Annotated in this window: 19 protein-coding genes; 3 read left to right on the forward strand and 16 right to left on the reverse strand. The window is 44.1% G+C overall.

Annotated elements, in window-relative coordinates; all coding sequences use genetic code 11:
* Positions 1-2: 2 nt before the first annotated feature.
* Genes EHO60_RS05395 through EHO60_RS05410 form a run of 4 tightly spaced genes read right to left on the reverse strand, consistent with a single transcriptional unit; the run spans position 3 to position 2,810 of the window.
* Complete coding sequence (locus EHO60_RS05395) at positions 3-620, reverse strand: L-threonylcarbamoyladenylate synthase (RefSeq protein ID WP_135767134.1); 618 nt, start codon at positions 618-620, stop codon at positions 3-5.
* Positions 617-1,360, reverse strand: coding sequence for an SDR family NAD(P)-dependent oxidoreductase (locus EHO60_RS05400; protein WP_135767135.1), 744 nt, complete (start codon positions 1,358-1,360; stop codon positions 617-619). The genes EHO60_RS05395 and EHO60_RS05400 overlap by 4 nt, the downstream gene beginning before the upstream one ends.
* On the reverse strand, positions 1,357-1,869 hold the full coding sequence (locus EHO60_RS05405) for a hypothetical protein (protein ID WP_135767136.1): 513 nt from the start codon (positions 1,867-1,869) through the stop codon (positions 1,357-1,359). Before EHO60_RS05405 ends, EHO60_RS05400 begins: the two co-directional genes overlap by 4 nt.
* Before the next feature lie 35 nt (positions 1,870-1,904).
* Positions 1,905-2,810, reverse strand: a complete 906-nt coding sequence (locus EHO60_RS05410; protein ID WP_135767137.1) for a hypothetical protein — start codon at positions 2,808-2,810, stop codon at positions 1,905-1,907.
* A gap of 72 nt (positions 2,811-2,882) precedes the next feature.
* Here EHO60_RS05410 and EHO60_RS05415 point away from each other — a divergent pair, with 72 nt between their 5' ends.
* Complete coding sequence (locus EHO60_RS05415) at positions 2,883-3,443, forward strand: nucleoside triphosphate pyrophosphatase (protein WP_135767138.1); 561 nt, start codon at positions 2,883-2,885, stop codon at positions 3,441-3,443.
* A gap of 10 nt (positions 3,444-3,453) precedes the next feature.
* On the opposite strand, the gene EHO60_RS05420 is transcribed toward EHO60_RS05415, so the two are convergent.
* Positions 3,454-3,675 carry a hypothetical protein gene (locus EHO60_RS05420; RefSeq protein WP_135767139.1) on the reverse strand — a complete coding sequence of 74 codons (222 nt, stop codon included), beginning with the start codon at positions 3,673-3,675 and terminating at the stop codon, positions 3,454-3,456.
* A 118-nt stretch (positions 3,676-3,793) separates the two neighbouring features.
* On the opposite strand from EHO60_RS05420, the gene holA reads away from it, so the two are divergent.
* Positions 3,794-4,879, forward strand: a complete 1,086-nt coding sequence (gene holA / locus EHO60_RS05425) for a DNA polymerase III subunit delta (RefSeq protein WP_135767140.1) — start codon at positions 3,794-3,796, stop codon at positions 4,877-4,879.
* On the opposite strand, the gene EHO60_RS05430 is transcribed toward holA, so the two are convergent.
* Positions 4,848-5,756, reverse strand: coding sequence for an AAA-type ATPase lid domain-containing protein (locus EHO60_RS05430; RefSeq protein WP_246028149.1), 909 nt, complete (start codon positions 5,754-5,756; stop codon positions 4,848-4,850). The genes holA and EHO60_RS05430 overlap by 32 nt on opposite strands.
* Positions 5,753-7,327, reverse strand: coding sequence for an LIC10012 family protein (locus EHO60_RS05435; RefSeq protein ID WP_135767141.1), 1,575 nt, complete (start codon positions 7,325-7,327; stop codon positions 5,753-5,755). Before EHO60_RS05435 ends, EHO60_RS05430 begins: the two co-directional genes overlap by 4 nt.
* Positions 7,328-7,460: 133 nt before the next feature.
* Between EHO60_RS05435 and EHO60_RS05440 the strand changes: the two genes are divergently transcribed.
* On the forward strand, positions 7,461-8,015 hold the full coding sequence (locus EHO60_RS05440; protein ID WP_135767960.1) for a lipoprotein LipL21: 555 nt from the start codon (positions 7,461-7,463) through the stop codon (positions 8,013-8,015).
* A gap of 215 nt (positions 8,016-8,230) precedes the next feature.
* Here EHO60_RS05440 and lenA read toward each other — a convergent pair whose 3' ends face one another.
* The 9 genes from lenA to EHO60_RS05485 form a co-directional block, all read right to left on the reverse strand.
* Positions 8,231-8,974 (reverse strand): lipoprotein LenA, encoded by a 744-nt coding sequence (gene lenA, locus EHO60_RS05445; RefSeq protein WP_135767142.1) that lies wholly within the window; start codon positions 8,972-8,974, stop codon positions 8,231-8,233.
* Positions 8,975-9,053: 79 nt separating this feature from the next.
* Complete coding sequence (locus EHO60_RS05450) at positions 9,054-10,019, reverse strand: tRNA dihydrouridine synthase (protein WP_135767143.1); 966 nt, start codon at positions 10,017-10,019, stop codon at positions 9,054-9,056.
* Positions 10,016-12,529, reverse strand: coding sequence for a DNA gyrase subunit A (gene gyrA / locus EHO60_RS05455; protein WP_135767144.1), 2,514 nt, complete (start codon positions 12,527-12,529; stop codon positions 10,016-10,018). Before gyrA ends, EHO60_RS05450 begins: the two co-directional genes overlap by 4 nt.
* A gap of 30 nt (positions 12,530-12,559) precedes the next feature.
* The gene (gene gyrB / locus EHO60_RS05460; RefSeq protein ID WP_135767145.1) at positions 12,560-14,473 is read right to left on the reverse strand and encodes a DNA topoisomerase (ATP-hydrolyzing) subunit B; all 1,914 of its coding nucleotides are present in this window, start codon (positions 14,471-14,473) and stop codon (positions 12,560-12,562) included.
* Positions 14,474-14,582: 109 nt separating this feature from the next.
* The gene (locus tag EHO60_RS05465; RefSeq protein WP_135767146.1) at positions 14,583-15,053 is read right to left on the reverse strand and encodes a DciA family protein; all 471 of its coding nucleotides are present in this window, start codon (positions 15,051-15,053) and stop codon (positions 14,583-14,585) included.
* Positions 15,031-16,137, reverse strand: coding sequence for a DNA replication/repair protein RecF (gene recF, locus EHO60_RS05470; RefSeq protein ID WP_135767147.1), 1,107 nt, complete (start codon positions 16,135-16,137; stop codon positions 15,031-15,033). Before recF ends, EHO60_RS05465 begins: the two co-directional genes overlap by 23 nt.
* Before the next feature lie 12 nt (positions 16,138-16,149).
* On the reverse strand, positions 16,150-17,271 hold the full coding sequence (dnaN, locus tag EHO60_RS05475; protein ID WP_135767148.1) for a DNA polymerase III subunit beta: 1,122 nt from the start codon (positions 17,269-17,271) through the stop codon (positions 16,150-16,152).
* Positions 17,272-17,597: 326 nt separating this feature from the next.
* The gene (gene dnaA, locus EHO60_RS05480; protein ID WP_135767149.1) at positions 17,598-18,905 is read right to left on the reverse strand and encodes a chromosomal replication initiator protein DnaA; all 1,308 of its coding nucleotides are present in this window, start codon (positions 18,903-18,905) and stop codon (positions 17,598-17,600) included.
* 319 nt (positions 18,906-19,224) lie between these two features.
* Positions 19,225-20,172: a hypothetical protein gene (locus tag EHO60_RS05485; protein WP_135767150.1), complete on the reverse strand. Its 948-nt coding sequence runs from the start codon at positions 20,170-20,172 to the stop codon at positions 19,225-19,227.
* Position 20,173: the final 1 nt, after the last annotated feature.

The following is a 20,173-nucleotide window of genomic DNA, read 5'->3' on the forward strand; positions in this document are numbered from 1 at the left end:
TTTTAAAGATCGGCGACCAAATCCATTCCTTTCCCTTCTCGAACAATCACGATTCCGTCTCCGGCGCAGTCTAGAATCGTGGAAAGTTCCACATCGAATATCCCTCCGTCTACAATGCCGTCCACTTTGGAGCCGTATTCGTTTTCCAACATATCCACATCGATCAAAAATTCCTCCTTAACGAAAACGGAGGTGGAAGTCAAAGGATTCGGATGGATTTCCATAAGAGCTTGGAGATACGGAGAGTCCGGAATTCGAATCCCGATATTCTTCTCTTTTTGGTTGGTAAAAGAAACCCGCGGTAGATGCTTGTTTGCCTTTACGATAAACGTAAACGGCCCGGGAGTAATTCGCTTCATTAGACGGAAGGACTCGTTAGAAAGTTGTTCGATATAATGCGAAGCTACGGAAATATTCGGACAGAGGAGGGAAAGCGGTTGGTTTTTAGGAATATTCTTGAGTTTGTAAAGTTTTTCAACACCGGAGTGGGATTGGGAATCTGCGATCAATCCGTAAACCGTATCGGTAGGAAATATGTATACACCCCCCTCGGACAGTTTCCGCGATACCTGCCCGAGAATCCTTTTTTCGGGATTTTGGGGATGAAGTGTTAGGATCATATAACCGAGGTTACACCTCCGTCTACCACGATGGTCTGCCCAGTTACATAAGAAGCCGCATCGGAAGCTAGATATAACGTCGCTCCTACCAAATCCTCGGGTTTTCCTAGTCTTGCCATGGGTATCCGAGCCTTCATTTGCGCCATAACCTCCGGTTTTTCTTTGATCATTTCCGTCATGTCAGTATCGATAAAACCCGGACAAACCGCATTTACCCGATAACCGGAACTTACCCATTCTACTGCAAGAGCCCTTGTCATATTAATCACCGCTCCCTTCGTACCACAATAGACCGATGCGAACTTGGTCCCCCGGATTCCCAAAACCGAAGCGACATTAATGATGTTACCGCCTTTCTTTTTATGAATCTTATAATACGCCTGACAGGAGCGAAATACACCCGTAAAATTCGTTTGGATAACGTTTTGGATATCCTCTTCCTTAAAAAACCCGGCAGGAAGATTCGTAGCCACTCCGGCGTTATTCACCAATACGTCCAATTTTCCGTGTTTCTTTACGATGGATTCGATGATAGGATCCATGGCACCTACAGTACGGACGTCTGCAGGAAATGCCTCGATTCCCGTGCCCTCTAATCGCTTGATGGATTCTACTGAGGATCCGGTTCCATATACAATCGCTCCGGCTTCTTTAAAGCCTTCCGCAAGTTGTCTTCCGATCCCGCGGGTTGCCCCAGTAACTAGAACGGTTTTACCGCTGATATCAAAAATATTTTTCAAAATTCTACTCCGTCTCTTTCCTGCTTTTTAGGTTCTGAATAGTTCACTTTCGGACGATCCTCTCCGTCGATAGGACTGCACGGATGTTCGCTTCTTCTATGGTCCGCCTTTCGCCCCGCGGTAATATCGTATCTCTCGAATAATTTTTTAGAATCCAACCTCATGTTGTTTCCATAATCCGTCCGGGTATCTCGGTCCAGTTCCCTTCTCTTAGGAAGGGGTTCGAGCGGGTCGGAAGGTTCTTTTTCCTTCTTTGAGGCTTCTCTGATCTTGTATTCGTCCTTTAGTACGCTTCTATCTATATAATGGCTATAGCCGTCGTATTCTTCGTGAAAGGGATCGCAATCCGACAAGTCCGGTACGATTTTTAAACGATCACAGAATAAATTCAAAAAACGACAGGATTTTTCAAAGGAAAAGTTTCGGAAGTTCTGTAGATTCATTCCTCGGCAGGAAAATACGGAAACGGCAATCCATGCCGAAAGAATCATTTTCACTAAGACTCGCATCTATTCTCGTTTCGATCCTCGAATCTAATCGTTTCTCATTTCTTTTCTGAGTTCGTTCCGGTGGAAGGTTTTGTTTCCGCAGAATTCTCCCCTTTGGACTCGGGAGGTAGAGATCCTTTTCTGCTTTGGTATACTTTTCGGATGGCGTCCTTCTCTTTCTTTCGGCTCTTTTCTTCGGATTCGTTCAGAACTTCCAGACAATCATCCCAATATTTCACTTCCTCCGAGTTCAGATAATCCGTTTCCAACACCCGATTACGGGATAATTTCGTTTCGGACTCCAACTTTCCTTCCTTCGCTTTTTCCAAAAGGATTTTCGCCTTATAGAGCTGCAGCAGTCCTTGTTTGGCAAAATACAATCCCTGGATTTGGTTTCCGGATTCCCTTTCTCCTTTTCCTGCCAACCAAGTGTCTCGGAAAATCTGAAGGTGCTTTTCTATGACGGGAACGAAGGCTCTTCCTTCGGCCTCTTTATTGATCTTTAAGTCCACAACTTTCGGCTGGAGTTCCTTTTCGAGACGATCCGATTTTACCAAGACATCTTTGGATTGTGAATCCGCGATCTGATCCAGTTTTACTTTTAGAGATTGGAAAGCGGAAGAAGAAGCATCCCATTCCCCTCTTTGAAACGAGGATTCCGCTTTGGAATATTCCGCCAATAAGGATTCCCATTCCGTTTTCTTACCGAAATTCAAAAGTGTATTTCTCAAATATCGAAGACCGACCCAGGACTTTTTCCGGATCGAAAAGGCTTTGGATTTCGGATCCACGTTCGGATTCTTTCCGGCCGAGGCCTGCGCTTCTCCCGAATGTTTGGCGGCTTCCTCTTTGGTCGGCGAATCGGAGTTCGCCTGAGCCGAAAGCTCGAGAACCAGAAGAGATGCGATAAAAAATAGAATCATACGAAAGGATTTTATAAAAGAAGGAGCAAATCGTTTCATGTAGGCAATCCGTTCGTCCAGTGATATAGAGAAAAGGAGTGCCTGGCAAGGCTTTTCTTCAAACATGGGGGAATGCTATACTTACGCTCCCGGTCTCCCCGAAGAAAGGAGGTCTTCGACTCACTCGGACTTTCTTACAAAGTCGATCCGCTAGACTTGGACGAATCGTCTCTGACTCGGGAGAGACCGTTGGAATATTTGGAGAGAATCACTTTAGCAAAACTAGGCCCGAAGGCGGAGAATACTTTAGACCTCCAAGTATCCGCAGACACGATCGTAGTACGCGACGATTCTATTTTACAAAAACCCGAAAACGAGGCGAATGCGTTGGAGATGATCCTAAGTTTAAGCGGACGTTCCCATCTTGTCTACTCGGGTCTAGGTTTACGAACGGGCGAGGAAGAAATATTCGACTACGATATTTCCACAGTGGTTTTTCAAACGTGGAAAAAAGAGGATGCGGAAAATTACATAAGGAGAGCCAAGCCATTCGATAAGGCGGGAGCATACGGAATCCAGGATAACGATTCTCCCGTTCTGTCCTTTGAAGGGTCGTATACGAATATCCTAGGTTTTCCGATCCGAAAATTCCTAAGGTATCATCGAATTTGGTCCCGCTATTTGGAAAATTAAGAAAGAAGCCTTAGGCGTAAAGATCGAGGAGACTTCCCCGCTTGAGATCCGGGTTCGCCTTTATCGTTTCGCCTTCCGGACCGTAAAATTTCAAATTCGAATCGAACCGGGAAAAATCCCGTTGTTTCACAGGATCTACGGGCGGCACGACGGTCCGATTCATAACCGGCTTAACGTAGGTTAATGCCTCTTCCGGAAAGGATACTCTTTGGATTCCGTCGCTGATTCTCATAAACCGAGCGGAAATACTTCCGACCGTACAAAGGATCGGCAGTTCGAAGGCAAATCTTTACAGTATTTTCCTTTTACCAACGGCTTGACTCCTCCGATTTTCCGAACAACCTGCATCTGTGGCACTAGCGACACGGGAATCCTCCTCCGGTATGTACGAAAATCTTTTGGATTTTTTACACAAGACTAAGGGCAAAATAGACGATTTTCCTCAGGTACTTTTTGCGGTTACCGAGGATTCCTACGAATTCGGGCTCGTCAGCGATTTGTACAAGGATGCCCTCAAAAAATCGGGCGATGCTTACGAAGTCGTAGTATTCGTTTCAGAACCCGGAGACTTGGAAAAATTCCAAGGTGAAGTGTCCAATTTGGATATGTTCGCGGCACGAAAACTGTTCGTCATCAAGTCCGGAACGAATTTCTTCAAACCGCTCCTTGGAAAAGGAAAAACCAAAACCGGCGCAAAGAGTCATTTTTCCTCTCTTCCCGATTCCGTAAAAATCGTAGTGCATTATGACCATTGGGATATTTCAAAGGAGCTTCTCTCTCTATTCGGTACCGAAGTCAGGTATTTTAAATCTGGAAAAATATTTCCTGATAAACGAAAAGAGGCCGTGTTAAAGGCATGCAAAGAACTCGATCTTCGCCTAGACGCTCAGGCCGAGGAGGAATTCCTTTTAAAGATCAATCCTACTGCAGGTTCATATCTTAGAAATCTGGAAAAATTAAAACTGTATCTCGGAAAAAAATCCTTCACGGCGGAGGATTTAAAGGAAGTACTCTTCCAAACGTCCGAATTCAGCGCTCCGGAAACGGTGGACCATTTTTTCGAACGGGATATGGTCCGTTTTACAAAGGAATTTTCCAAATTTAAAATCGGAAAAGACTCCTTGCTCCTATTTTTAGCGTTACTCAAGGATCACACGGATCGTTTACGTAAATTCAAAATGATCTCCCGTTTTTACGAGAAGGTCTTGTCCGAAAAGGAACAATCGGATCTGCTCGGCATGCAGAATTATTCCCCCGCAAGAAAGAGCCATACCCTGCGCAGATTGCGTAAGGAATCCTCCTCCTTTTCCGATAAGGATATCCTTGATATTTACGATTTTGTCATAGATATCAATAAGAAGTCCAAGACCGGATCGGAAAAGGAGGAGACCGTCTACTATTTCCTCAGGAAGGCGGAAGAGTTTTTCCGTCGTTAGAATCGAATAGTTCGAACTCGGTGATTTTCCGATAGATCGTTCTCTCAGAAATTCCTAGGATTCTCGCCGCTTTTTCCCGATTTCCGTTCACTAAGATCAGGTTCTTCCGAATAATTTCCCGTTCGTAATCCTTTAGAGGGATACCTGTTCTGACTTCCAACCCGTTTCCTTGCGTGTACCGTGTGGAAAAAAGTTCCGGAGGAAGATGCTTAGTATCCAAAGTTTTGGAATTATGCATGGAAACCATTCCCTCCAGCAGATTCTTCAGCTGGTGAAGATTTCCGGGATAATCGTATTCCAATAGGAAATGCCCCAACTTCTCCGACACTTTGATGGTTTTCCGATTATAACGTTTTCCGATTTCGTCCAAAAATTTTCTAACGAAGCTAGGAATGTCCTCTTTCCTCTCGCGGAGAGAAGGAAGTTGGACTTGCAAAGTCTGTATCTCGATGAAAAGAGATTCTTGCAGGATTCCCTGGCGAACTTTTTCGCCGAGGAGAGGACTTTCCGCCAATATATAGCGGTTCTTTCCCTTTTCGCTCCGGATTTTTTGCAACAATTGGACTTGGGAATTCGGAGCCAATTTGGAGAAATTCTCGACTACGATCAGGAATCCTTCTTTTCCTTCCATAGAGGAAAAGATCTCGTTCGACTCCGCGTCAGATTCCGCCAAACCGAAATCCACGAATTGAAAACCCGGAAACTTTTCCCGGGACAAATCGTGAAAGATACGCCCGATGAAACTCTTACCGGTTCCGACATCGCCTAAAACCAAAACCGGAAGTTCGGACGCAGAAGTCTGCCGGATTCGATCCAGAAGTTTCTTCGTCAAAGGAGAGAGAGCAACGAATTCAAAATCTTCCATTTGCAGTTTCACGGACGAGCGATCTCCAGAATTTCTCCGCGGACTAGGCAATCAAACTTGGACTTCTCCGTGTTTTGAAAATAGTTTCTCACGATAGAAGGGTCACAATCCAGAGTTTTCGGAGGAGAATAAGGATAATTTTCCACAGACTCGGGCAGGGTCTCCACTGCTTCGGAAGAATAAGGTGAGGAAAGAAATGTGGTTTTCCATACCCCTTTTTTTCCCTCGGAAAGCTCGAAAAAACTAGGAAATTGCATCCAGAAAGCTTTTCCTTTCGCTTTAACTAACGCCCTTTTTCCCGAAAAAGATCCGGATTCTTTGGAAGTGTTAGTCACCGATTTGCCGAACAAAGAAGCGAAGTTGCTCCGAACCGGCTCCGAAGAAATCACCTTTTCCTTACGAATTTCCTCATACAGACTCGATAGAGCCCAAGGATTTAGATTGTCTCCGGAAGAATAAACCCCGCTCATATCGACTTTTTCCAGAACACTCTCATCGATTTCCGCTCCGGAAGCTAAAACTTGGGGAGTTACGTACAATCTCCCCCCTTGGAAAACCAACGTTTTAGAATCCCGATTCGTGGCGATTCTCTGAAAATAGGTAACTTCTTTAAAATCCGCTCCCCGTATGGACGCTTCTTTTTGCGCCCTCCTGGATTCCGGTCCGGAATATGATGAATATAGAATAGTCACTTTACACCCAATCTGTCGAAGCGCTTCGATTGCAGCGGAATAGCTGCCATCCGATTTGCCTTCTTTTGCGTTGGTTAGTATGATTACGGATAAAACCGGTTTGGTTCCCATTTTATCTTGCGAAATTAGAATTCTTCTCAATCTTACCAGGGCATTTGCGATGTCGGAAGTGACCGACTTTCCGGCAGGTTTCCATTCTTTCCACTGTGCAATCATCTCTTTCCGAGTCGATTCGGGATAAATTTTAGAACCGCTTTCTCCGAAAATCGCTAATCGAAACTTCGTTTCCGGTCGCCAAGAAAACGCCTCTATTTGGGACATAAACTCTCTTCTTTCCGGAGCGAAAGAAAAGGACCCATCAACCACGAAAATCTGGATTTGAGGGAGAGGCTTGGATTCTATTTTAACGTCTTTTTGGGACTTACGCGGAACGAAAAGGAGAGAGTTACGGGTCAACCTTTCAAAGACTTCGAACAAATCCTTTTTACCGACGACGGAGAATTCTTCCCACCGATACAGATTACAATCGAATACGGTGCGATCGATGCGGATATTTGTTTGAATCTCGATCGCATCTCGGACGACATAGTCCGTCTTAAATTGTAAACAAGCGTTCTTAAAAGATTCTTTGGAAAGTTGCGGACGAAGGTAATCCTGCATCTCGACCTCGGCACGATTTGAAAACGCTTCTTTGATTTTTACGGAATAGGCGTTGTTAGCATAAAATTGACCCAGTCTGGCCAACTCGAAGGGTTTCTCCGTCGTACCTTCTATGACCTGCGGCGCCAGCCCTTGCCAGCTACCAGGAAGAAATACGATGGTCGTCGCTATTGCGTCGCCTATCGGGAGAATTAACAGAAAAGTCCAATAAAGGCAGAAATTTTTTGACAATTGTGCGCTGCGAAGAAATTTTTTATTCCTGACTGCCGTAGCAAAAATAATTTTAAAACGATTCATTAAAAATAGCTTGCGAAATCCGTTTATTGGATATATTCCTCAAATCCATCTGATCAAGGAGAAAATGATGATCAAGAAACTAATCGCTATTTCACTAGCGGCTGTACTCTTCTCCTATTGCGGGCCTAACACTGCGCAAAAGGATGCTACCTCCGTTGGTGACGGCGGATGGTCTTTCGAAGGTTGGGGTGGACCCCCTGAACAAAGAAACGATGGGAAAACTCCTAAGGATACCAATCCTAAAGACTACTACTACATGAAGTTTTCTTCTCGCGCTTCCGCTAAAGCTGTGGCTAAAAAAAGCCCTGCGATGATGCAATCTACTTGCCGTGAAGCGTCTCGTTTACAGGGAGCTTCCGACGTAGTTAAGAAGATGGTTGGAGAAACCGTTGAATCGGCTTCCGGAGTATCCGACGGTGAAGCAACTGCAAACGTAATCGTTTCGCAATCTGCCGGTATCGTTAAAGGTGTGGGAGTTTACGAGTGTAAAGCTACCGGCCCGGGTTCCGATCCGAAAGACGTTTCTAAAGACAACTGGGAAGAATGTCAGTGTGTAATCTACGCTAAATTCCCTGGTGGTCGCGACGCTCTTGTTGCAAAAGCTCAGGAAGTCGGAAAATAATTTAGGGTAACTTTTTACTTACTCATTTTAAAGAGAACCCCGCCTTTCATTGGGCGGGGTTTTTTGTTGTACAGACCTACCAAAAGAAGCGCTTTAAATGAAAGTTGCTCGGAAAAATTCCGCCAAGCTTTCCTTTTCAGTTACCGCTTTTCTATACAAATCATTCCGGAAGGAATTCTCCGTCATTAACCGACGGTGTTCGAAGGGATTTTCTTTTATTCGGCCAGAGTAAGCCCGTATTCGGTTGCGATCGAGTTCGCATCATCCAAAAACTGATCCCCTTTTTCTACGACCGACTTTAAGGCTTTTGCTGCTTCGGATTTCAACTGCTCTTGCTTAGTCGTATCCTGCATCTTTGCTGCTTCCAGTAATTTGGTACTAGCGCTGCGCAGATTCCGGAGCGTATCTCCTAATAAAGGGTCTCGGGAGAGACTTGGAGAAGCCGGTTGGATCCATACGTCGTGCAAGTCGGCCAGCTTACCTCCCTTTACGATCGATTCGTAACATTTTACTTTAGCGAATTCCCCGCTTTCTTCGATTTCCAGACAGTACATTCCCCTCTGCAATTTTCCTTTCGAAGGAGAAGTTAAGGAATTTTTAGCGAAAGCCTGCCCGCCTTCTCCCACAACGAATAAGATCGCGTCGAAGAAATTCTTAACCGGAGCAAATCCTTCCTTATTGTCTACCGTCTTAAGTTTTAAGTATTCTGTTACTTTCTTATTTCCTTTTTTATCGGTTTCTTCGTGAGTAACGACTTCCAGACCGGTCACCTCTTCCATACCGTAAACGAGAGTGACCTGTTCCGCTTTACTAGCTGTACCCGGTTTTTTATAGATCCATTGGTCCCAGCCGGAATATTTCGTCCCTACGATCTGGCTTTGCTGTGAAGGCTGCTCTTTTTTGCATGCGGAGAACAGGAAAGCAATTATAGCAACCGTCAGGAAATTTTTTATATTCATCGGATCTTAAACTCCTTTATTGGACGGGTTTAATGAAGGACGAACGATGATTCCTGTCAATCGGAATCGAAAAACAAAATTAGACGGCGAATGCGGTCGTCGGCAACGACAACTCTTGCAAACTCAATAAGGATTCTTTGATTCTTTCCGAAACCATCTCTTGTAAAAGCTCTATTTTGAGCGGAATGAATTCCGGTCTTCCGTGGAAATAGCGAACCATATGTTTTCGGAACAGAATCGGACCGAATTTTTCGCCGAAATTTTCGACCATCAGATCTAAGTGTTGGATCGCCACCGAAACCAACTCTTCCAGCCGAATCGATTCTCGAGAACTTTCGGAAAAAACCCACGGATCTCCAATGGAACCTCTTCCGATCAACACTCCGTCCACCCCGGATTCCCGTTTTCTGCGAACCGCTTCTTCATAACTTGTCACGTCTCCGTTTCCGAAGATGGGAATTTTTCTGGCTGCTTTAATATCCGCGATGGCATCCCAATCCGCTTTTCCGGAATACCCCATCTCTCTCGTCCTTCCGTGTACGGAAATCGCAAGAGCTCCCGACTCCTCCAAGATCCGGGAAACTTCCATATAATTGCGGGAAGTATCGTCCCAACCGAGACGGATTTTTGCGGTCACCGGAATGTCTAGCGTAGCTCGCATTGCTTCTATAATTTTTCCGGCATAAACGGGTTTTCTCAGGAGCCCGACCCCAGAACCTCTCATAGATACGTTTTTTGTAGGACATCCCATGTTTAAATCTATGATGTCCGGATTTAATTCACGGATCCTTTTGGCCGCTTCTACGATAATTTCCAGTTTGTTACCGAAGATTTGAAAAGTGACGGGCCTTTCTTCTTCTCTAAATTTAAGTTGTGAAAGGGCTTTTTTCGAGCCGACCGCCAAGGTGTCCGTCGAAACGAACTCCGTGTAGGAAAAGGCGGATCCGAACCTCCGTGCAATCGTGCGAGTGGGACTGTCGCTAATGCCTGCCATCGGAGACATGGCCAACCATCCCGGAATTGCGACGGACCCGATCCGAATCATTTTTCCTTACTCTCGCCGATCACCGTACAATCTTGGACTCTATCCGTTCCTTTAATGTCCACTACGCGTACGCCCACGGCTGTACGTCCCATTTTGGAGATTTGGTTCGCTTCCGTCCGGATGATCATCCCTTGTTGGGTAACTAGTATGATTTCATCCTCGGAACCGACGGAACTCACTCCGACTGCGGATCCGTTCTTTTCTCCGACTTTTAGGAAAGCCATCCCTTTTCCTCCTCGGCCTTTCGTGGAAAATTCCTCGAACCCGAGTCGTTTTCCGTAACCGTTTTCGGAAATTACGAATATATCCTCCCCTTCCACGACTTTGGACAATCCCACGATCGCGTCGTCGCCGGCGAGACGCATTCCCGTCACTCCTTGCGCTGCTCTACCTTGGGCTCGGACGTTATCCATTTCGATCCGTAGAGCCAGTCCTTTTCTGGAGAAGATCATAACGTCGTCGCCTTTGATTACGGATTGCACCGCGATCAATTCATCCTCATCACGAAGGCCGATCGCTATGATTCCGGATTTTTTTACGTTGGCGAATTCGGATAATTCCACACGTTTTATGAATCCCTTTTTCGTTACCAAAAGTAGATCTTTATGTTTGTCTTCCTCTCGGAAGGTGAATACGGAAGATATATATTCGTTTTCTCCCAAACCTATGATGGCTTTTAACGATTTCCCTCTAGCTTCCTTAGAGGCTTGGGGAAGTTCGTAAGCCTTCATCATATACGCCTTTCCGATATTGGAAAAGAACATCACGTTATCGTGCGTCATGGCCGATTTCATGATTTTTATGATGTCGTCCCGCTTCTGCGAAAGTCCTTGGATCCCTTTTCCGCCTCTTCTCTGGCGCTTGAACGTATCGATGGGCAGGCGTTTTACGAATTGGTCGAAAGTGATCTGGAGAACGATTTCCTCGTCGGCGATAAGATCTTCCGCGTTAAAACCGGAGGACTCCACGCTTTCCAAGCTGATTTCAGTCTTTCGACCGGTTCCGAATTTATCCGAAACTTCCAGAAGTTCCGTGCACACTATATCCGAAACCCGATTCGAGTTGGAAAGAATATCCTTCAAATCCAGGATCAGTACGCGTACTTCCTCCAATTCGTCGATGATTTTCTGCACTTCCAAGGAAGTAAGTCTCTGGAGTCGCATTTCCAGAATCGCTTCGGCTTGGACTTCCGACAATACGAAGCGGCTCATCAATTGTTCTTTTGCTTCGGGAGCGTTTTTAGAAGCACGAATGACCTTAATCACTTCTTCGATATTTTCGAGAGCGATTTTCAACCCTTCTAAAATATGAGCACGTTTTTCGGCCTTATCCAGGTCGAACTTGGTTCTTCTTACGATGACTTCTTTACGATGCAAAGAATAGGCGACCAGGATCTCCTTTAGATTGAAGATTTTAGGTTTGTTATCCAGAATCGCAAGCATGGTGATTCCATAACTTACCTGAAGTTGAGTGAGTTTTAACAGCTGGTTTAAAATCACTTGAGCGTTGGAATCCTTTTTACAATGGATTTCCACTCGAATTCCTTTCCGGTCCGAAAGGTCCAGAATTTCAGAGATTCCTTCGATCTGCTTTTCGTTTACTAGTTCGCCGATTCTTTCCAAGAGAGTTCGTTTGTTGACTTGGTAAGGAATTTCGGTGACTACGATCACTTCTCGTCCCTTCTTATTCTCTTCGATCTCTACTTTGGATCGAATTCGGATCGAACCTCTTCCGGAGTGATAAGCGGAAAGAAGCCCTTCTCCCCCAATGATGGTTCCACCCGTGGGGAAATCCGGCCCCGGCATGATCTTCAGGAGTTCCGGAATCGTGATCTCGGGATTTTTTATGACTGCAATGACCGCTTGGATCGATTCCTGTAGATTGTGGGGAGGAACGTTCGTAGCCATCCCCACGGCGATCCCGGAAGAACCGTTTACCAGCAAGTTCGGAAAATTGGCGGGAAGTACGTCCGGTTGTTCCTTGGTATCGTCGAAGTTCGGAGAATAATTTACCGTTTCTTTCTCGATGTCCCGAAGTAATTCTTCCGCGATTTTTTCCAGCCTCGCTTCGGTGTATCGATAGGCAGCAGGATTATCTCCGTCTACGGATCCGAAGTTCCCTTGGCCGTCGATCAAGGGAACCCGCAAAGAGAAATCCTGGACCATTCTTACCAATGCGTCATAGACAGCGCTATCACCGTGAGGATGGTAGTTACCGATCACTTCTCCAACAATCTTCGCGCATTTCACGTAAGGTCTGTCGCTTCTCCAAGCACGTTCGTTCATCGCGTGAAGAATCCTTCTATGTACTGGCTTAAGACCGTCCCGTACGTCAGGAAGCGCTCGGCCCACGATTACGCTCATCGCATAACCCAAATAGGCCTCTTTCATTTGGTCTTCGATTTCCACCGGAATTACACGAACTCCGTTTTTCAGCGCGTCACTGATATCCGGCCTCGACGCGGGACTGAATCCCAATGTTTTTACTTCGTTTTCCATCTCTTGGCTCATTCGCTTTTAGATCTCCCGTCTTTCTATCTTTCAGAGGTCCAGGTTTGCGACTTTTGCCGCATTTACCTCGATGAACCTGCGCCGAGGAACAACCTCGTCGCCCATAAGAATATTAAAGGTGTCTTCCGCTTCGACATAATCGTCGAGTTTGACCTTCAAGACAACTCGTCTCTCAGGATCCATAGTAGTCTCCCACAGTTGTTCCGGATTCATTTCCCCGAGTCCTTTGTATCTTTGGATGACGGCTTTCTCGGAACCGATCGTTTTCAAGTATTCCTCTTTTTCCTTATCGGAATACAGGTATGTGGAATTTTTTCCGTGTCTGATCAGATATAGAGGCGGTTGGGCCACGTATAAATATCCTTTTTCGATCACCGATTTCATATATCGGAAAAAGAACGTCAACAAGAGGGTCCGTATATGCGAACCGTCGATGTCGGCGTCGGTCATAATGAAAATCTTATGGTATCTAATTTTATCCACGTTGAATTCGTCTTCGCCGATACCGGTACCCAAGGCTGAAACTAAAGTCCGAATTTCTTCGTTTCCTAAGATCTTATCCAAACGCGATTTTTCCACGTTCAAAATCTTACCTTTCAAAGGAAGGATGGCCTGGTAATTCCTGTCTCTTCCCTGTTTAGCGGAACCTCCGGCGGAGTCCCCCTCGACGATATACAATTCGGAAGCGGCAGGATCTTTTTCCGAACAGTCCGCGAGCTTTCCGGGAAGTCCTCCGCCTTCCAGTACGGTTTTTCTTCGGGTCAGATCCCGAGCTTTGCGCGCGGCTTCTCTTGCTTTGGCCGCGAGAATGCATTTTTCCAGAATTTTTTTAGTAACCGAAGGATTCTCCTCGAAGAACAAAGACAGACCTTCGCCCGTCAACGTTTGCATGATTCCTTTTATTTCGGCATTCACAAGTTTCTCTTTGGTCTGTGAATTGAATTGCGGCTGGGGAATCTTTACGGAAATAACAGCAGTCAATCCTTCTTTTAAATCGTCTCCTGAAAGTCCGCTGGGTTGCTTCTTGGAAAGTTGCTGCTCTTTTTTAAGATAGTCGTTTAATGTTCTAGTTAATGCGGCCCGAAACCCTTCCAAATGGGTTCCGCCGAGATTGTTGTTTATATTATTCGTAAAACAGAAAATATTTTCGGAATAAGTGTCCGAATATTGGATCGCAATTTCCGCAACGACATCGTCCTTATTTCTCTCGAAATGGATCGTCTTGTGGAGAGGGTGTTTGTTCTCGTTCAGATATTCCACGAAAGAAACGATCCCACCGTCGAACAGAAACTCGTGAATTTCCGGCTCCGGTTTCCTATTATCTTTAACGATCAGTTTCAGGCCTTTATTCAGAAAGGCCAGCTCTCGAAAACGCGTGGTTAACACATCGAATTGGAATTCGGTGGTCGTAAAAATGGAGGAATCCGGTTTGAACCGAACCAAAGTTCCCCTATCTTGGGAATCCCCCTGTACGGACACGGGCCCTTGTGGAACTCCTTTCGCATACTTTTGATAGTGCACTTTCCCTTGTTGGTAGACCTCCACTTCAAGCCACTCGGAAAGAGCATTTACGACGCTCACCCCGACCCCATGAAGCCCTCCGGAGACCTTGTACGCGTCGTTTTCGAATTTTCCGCCTGCATGAAGGATAGTCATAACCACTTCGATCGTGGAGATATTTTTGTCCGGGTGAATCGCAGTAGGAATTCCCCGGCCGTTGTCTCGAACTTCTATGATGTTATCGGGGAGAATCGAAATGATAATATCGGTACAATGGCCAGCCATTGCTTCGTCAACGGAGTTATCGACGACTTCATAGACCATTTTATGGAGTCCACTTTCGTCTTGCGTACCTATGTACATTCCCGGCCGTTTTCGAACAGCTTCCAGACCTTCTAAAATCTTTATCTGACCGGCGCTGTAACTATTGTCTGATTGGCTCACAGGGTCCTCCAGGATCTAGGAATAGTTTTCTCGAAAACGCTAGGGAGGCAAGGAAATTCGTTCTGATATAAGGAAAGAATAGAGTTCTTTCAATTCCATCTTGGTTCGATTAAAGGTATTCTATCAGTTCCAGAAGACGCTTTTTTGCGATCGGATCCGTCTCTTTTTCCAGGATTTTAAGCAAGTCATCTTTTCCTACCAATCCGGTCTTAGGGGCCTCAGTGAGAGTCTTTCTTTTTCCTTTTTGGGATAAATTCCCGATCCGAACCTGGATCGATCTCAATACTCCCTTTCCTAACAATCGTTTCGAATACGATATTATCCTTTGCTTCAGAAAGAACAGTTCCTGTTTATAGGCAGTATGGGAAACTATTATGATCAAAGTATCGCCCGAAATAGAATGAGGCTCCGATTCCAAGGAAAAAATCGGACCTACAATATCTGACCATCTTTGGGCAATCGTTCTAAGCAAAATTTGAGAATGGATATTTTCTTCGGACCAACCCAAATCTTCAAGTAAGTCCTTTAAATCGCTTATTTCTATTTTTTCGGGTTCTTCAGGTCCTTTTGTCGCAGGCATGGACGATTCCCTTATCTACCGAAAAAATCTGTTTTTCATGGGCAAGTCTGCCTACGTATTCCGAGATCCCTTCCAAATCCGTCGTCGTGAAGAACGCTTGTCCCGCGTTCAGGACTAATTCTACGAAATATTCCCTTCTCTTAACATCTAGTTCCCGTATGACGTCATCAATCAGCAGAACCGGTGTGATATTCAACGTTTTGCGGTAGTATTCAAAGGAAGCAGCCTTCAGAGAAATGACCGTACTCCGTTTTTGTCCCTGAGATGCAAACTCCGTGATGTCTTTATCATCTATGCCGATAAAAATATCGTCCCTATGCACACCTACGGATGTGTACCCTAATCTTTGATCCCTTGAAAAATTTCTTTGCAGCCGGGTCTTAAAATCGTCCGGATCGGAAAAGCTAGGTTTATATTTGAGAAAAAGTTCGTCCTTACCGCCACTGAGCTTTATCAAATTTTGCCGATAAATTCCGTCGAAGTCGTTTATCAATTCGTATCTTTTTTCGTGAACGGATATCCCTTTTTCTACCAACCTCGAATCCCAGATCGAATAAAGCCCTTCATCTTTCGATCCGGATTTTAACAAAGCGTTTCTGTGTTTTAATATCTTATTGTAATCGATCAGATCGTTGAGATAATCCCTGTCGATGGAGGAAAGAAGACCGTCTATAAATCTTCTCCGTTCCGACGGTCCACCTTCGGCGATTTGCAGATCGAGAGGCGTCATCAAAACGGTTATGAATTTTCCGATCAAATCGGATCTCTTTTTGATTTCTTCCTGATTGTATTTTAGCTTTCTTCTTACGGTAGGTCTTTTGGAATATCCGATTTCTATAAAGTCGGTTTTCGGACCGGATTCCACTTCCGCTTTTAAATAAAAACCGTCGGCTTCCCAGCGCACCAAATTTCCGTCTTCTGATTCCCGAAAACTTTTCAACCAGGAAAGTAGAGCGATCGCCTCGAGAAGGTTCGTCTTTCCTTCTCCATTTTCACCCACGAAAAAAACCAACCTCGAATCGAATTCAAGGTTAATGTTTTCATGGTTCCTGAAATTCAGAAGCCTAAGGCTTCGTAAAAACATCGCCTAGCCGTTTTATATCTTCATCGGCATAATCACGGAAATAAAGTCCGGATCCGACGGATCTTTGAACACTACCGGCGAACTTGAATCGCTGAATTCTATCCTAAATTCATTGTCATCGATGGATTTAAAGACGTCGGACAGATATTCCCCTTTAAAAGCGACGGTGATTTCTTCTCCGGAATATTCTATAGGCATATTTATGCTGACTTCGTTTACGCCTTGCGTTTGCGCATAAAAGTTCAGATTATCCTTGGAAAAAGTAAGACGTATCTGTCGAGTCGGTTCCTCGGCGGCGATGAGAGCCTGTCTAAGATAGATTTGAAAATTCTCCTTAGGAATGGACGCGGAAAATTTGGAACTTTTAGGAATGACTTGTTCGTAATTCGGAAAATTGCCTTCTATCAATTTACAGAGTAGTTCTGCCTGATTTGCGGTAACGTATATCTGATTGTCCACAATTCCGATCTTGCCGGTTTCGGCAGTAGTAATCATTTTGGAAATTTCCCGTATCGCTTTTGCGGGAATGATAACCGGATCCTTGAACATCAAAGGAGAAGGAAGATTTCTTTCTATCTTACAAAGTCTCCTTCCATCGGTAACCGCAAAGATCAATCTGTCCTGTTTCGGAACCATATACAAACCGTTAAAGATATAACGTTGGTCTTCATGGGCGATAGCATATCCGGTTTTGCGTATCATTTCTCCCAATAAAGCAGTGGGAAATTCCGATACCAAAGCCCCATCCACTTTCGGGATCGTTTTGATTTCGTCCGCATCCATCCCGTTCAACTTGGTCTTATAATCGTTCTTTTGGGTGGCGTCAGTAATATAAGTCACGCTCGAATCGGAATCACTTTCTTCTTTGGTAAGAGACGTTTCCTCGAAATGAATGGTTTTAAAAATACTGGATAACTGCTTTGCCGGAAGAGAGACGATTCCTTGCTGTTGAACTTCCGCATTCAAAGAAGTCTTTATCGAAATTTCCAAATCGGTTGCGGAGATGGAAACGGTAGATCCTTCAGCTTCAAGTTTAAGATTTGATAATATAGAACGGATTTCCCTGGCGGAAATCACTCCTTCGACTGCGTGTATCGATTTTAAAAATTCGGATGTATTTACTTTGATCTTCAATTTACTTACTCCCTTTTAAATGCATTCGCTTTATATAAAGGTACTTCTATTTATATTGTTTCTGTAGTTGTACTTGTTAATATGTAAAAAAACTATGTAGCTTTAGAGAATAAGGAAATATGTCGCATTTATCTTGAAAAGAACAATTTCCAGAGGTTGGAAAAAACTCCGAATTCTCTGTGATAATAAAGGGGATTTTTTTGAATATAAGGGACAGTAATTTGTTTTTATGTCTTATTAATAGTTTAAGAACATATAACTGAGACTTTATTTATAGTTTATTTACAGTTCTTTCTCTATTTCTCTACACATTCTTAGTAGGGAATTCATTGGAATTGGAAGCGCATTAGAATTTCTTCTACCTTACTGGAGAAATTCTTATCCTCTTTCATCAAAGATTCGATTTTACGAACGGCATGGATTACAGTCGTATGCTCGCCCCCAAAAATTCGACCGATCTGACTTTTGTTCATCCGGTAGCATTTGTGGAGAATGAACATGCAGAGATGCCTTGGAATGATAAGTTCCTTTTTACGACTCTTGCCCATAATTTCTCTAGGATCCAGATTATATAAGGAAGAAACGTATTCGATGACTTTGTCCTGGCTTAACTGAAGGTTTTTCTTTCTGAAAATTCTGTTCTTAAGGATTTCTTCGATCATCGAAGCGGTAAAAAATAAATGGGAAAAGGCACGTTTGTGTAAAGCCAAATCGTTTAAAGCGCCCAAAAGGGTTCTCGTATCTTCTTGGATCAGATCAGCGATCAATTCTATTGCTTCGGTAGAAAGGCCTAAATTTAAAATACTGCCCTGCCTTTCCAAAATTCGGATTCGAATTTCACGATCGGGAGGTTGGATATCCGCTTGAACTCCGGTTACGAATCTGGATTTCAATCGATCTTGGATCGGCAATTCGGAACTAGGTCGATCGGATGCGATTACGATCTGCCTTTTCCTTTCGAAAAGAAAATTAAAAATCGTAAAGAATTCTTCCTGGGTTTTTTCCGCGCCCGTATTCAAAAGTTGGATATCGTCTATAAGAAGACAATTGTACGACTGGTACTTGATTTTGAAGGATTCGATGGCTTCGCGAGATTGTAGTGCGAATAAGAATTCGCTCATGAAGGTTTTTATATCTACGTAGTAAGCCGTTTTCCAAGGATCTTTTTTTAAGATTTCGGAACCGATTGCGTGGAGAAGGTGAGTCTTACCCACTCCCACTTTGCCGAACAGATACAACGGATTGATTTCGGCGGGGTTGCGTACACAGTCGATGGCTGCACTGTAAGCAAGACGATTCGAATTTCCCACCACGAAGTTTTCAAAACTATAATCGGGATTAAAAGAATAGGAACCTCCGCGGAAATTTTCGTTTAGAACGGTCTTTAGAATTCCGGAAGATTCCAAAACGAGTTCGACGGGAATCCGTGTGCCTATCGTTTTAAAAATCGCATCTTCTATATAAATCTGATATTTCTTTTCTACGTGTGTTTTGATATTCGAAGACGGCGCGATCAGGATGCATTTTTGATCGCTCAAGCTATCTAACTGGAGCGTATAAATGAATTTATCGAAATAAGTAGGCGGAATTTCTTTAGAAACTTCGTCTAGTATACGCTTCCAGCTTGGGTCCAAGCAAAACACTCCTTCCTTGGGTTTTAGATTCGCGATCCCCGGTCGTTTTCTTTTTAAAAGTTGGATACGCCGGAATATAAAATAGGAGAAGTCGGAGAAAGAAAATACCTTCCGACGAGAATACACTATTTTTCCGATGAGGGTCGCCTACAAATGAAAATTCGGAAATCGCACAAGAAAGCTTAGTAAAAACGAATGGGATTGGCGATAGATAAAAAATTATGTCACTTTTTTATATAGCAAAGATTCGAGTAGTAAAACCTAACGAATGTTAAACGAATATAACAGAAAGAAGTTCTTAATAACTTCATCTTGGGAATTATTTTGCACTGAAAAGACTCAGCTCATGCATAAGTTTGGATAGAATGATGTTTTCCTGGCCGTGAATTCTTTCATGAAGTTCTTTTTTGAATCGAAAAATCGCATCTAGTTTTGGAAAATTTTCTTCCACTTGCGTCTTTGAGAATTCCTGCAATAGAACGAGCCCGACTAAATCCAACAAATCCTTAAAGGAAAATCCTTCTTTCCACTCGGGATGATCATCCTTGTAATCGATAATCCATTCTTCGAGATGCAATATATGCAAGGGCGTGAAAACTTTGTCCCGCACTTTAGAAATGATTAAATCCAATGCTTCTTTGGGACAATCGAAAGTTTTCATACTGCCCCCTTGGAAAGTGAAATATTCTTTTTCGTCTTTGCGATGCAATTCTTGGACGACTTTTTGGGGCAGGTATCCGAAAGGAATGCAGACACCTCTACTTACGATTGTCTCTTTCAAGGATTCGAGAGAATCCACTAAGAAAATAAACCTAGTAAAAGCAGGTGCTTCCTCGAGACTTTTTAAAAGAGCAGTCTCCGCTTCGTTCCCGATCATACCGGCCTCGGGTATTACGATGAATCTCAATTTCGATATATGCGGTTTATAATAAAGCCTAGTTCGAATCAGCCAACGTATCGTAAATTCTTCGGGATTTTCTTCGTTCCCGATGGAGATCTGTTTATTTTTATCCGGCGGAAACCATACGATATCCGGATGAGAATGATGCATGAAGGCCTTGCAGGAAGCGCAAACTCCGCAAGAGTTCCCTTCAAGACAAAGTGAATGCCTGATGAATCTTTCCGCCGAGGATTCCTTACCAGTACCTTCCGGTCCGTGAAAGATCAGTAAGGGTGGGATTCGGTTCGGCTGATTCGCGTATTTTTTTAGAAAGACGAGGGCCTTCTCCTGACCTCGAATTTCCTCCAGCTGAAAGCCGATGCTCATA

It is taken from the genome of Leptospira fletcheri (assembly GCF_004769195.1).
Taxonomy (GTDB): domain Bacteria; phylum Spirochaetota; class Leptospiria; order Leptospirales; family Leptospiraceae; genus Leptospira_B; species Leptospira_B fletcheri.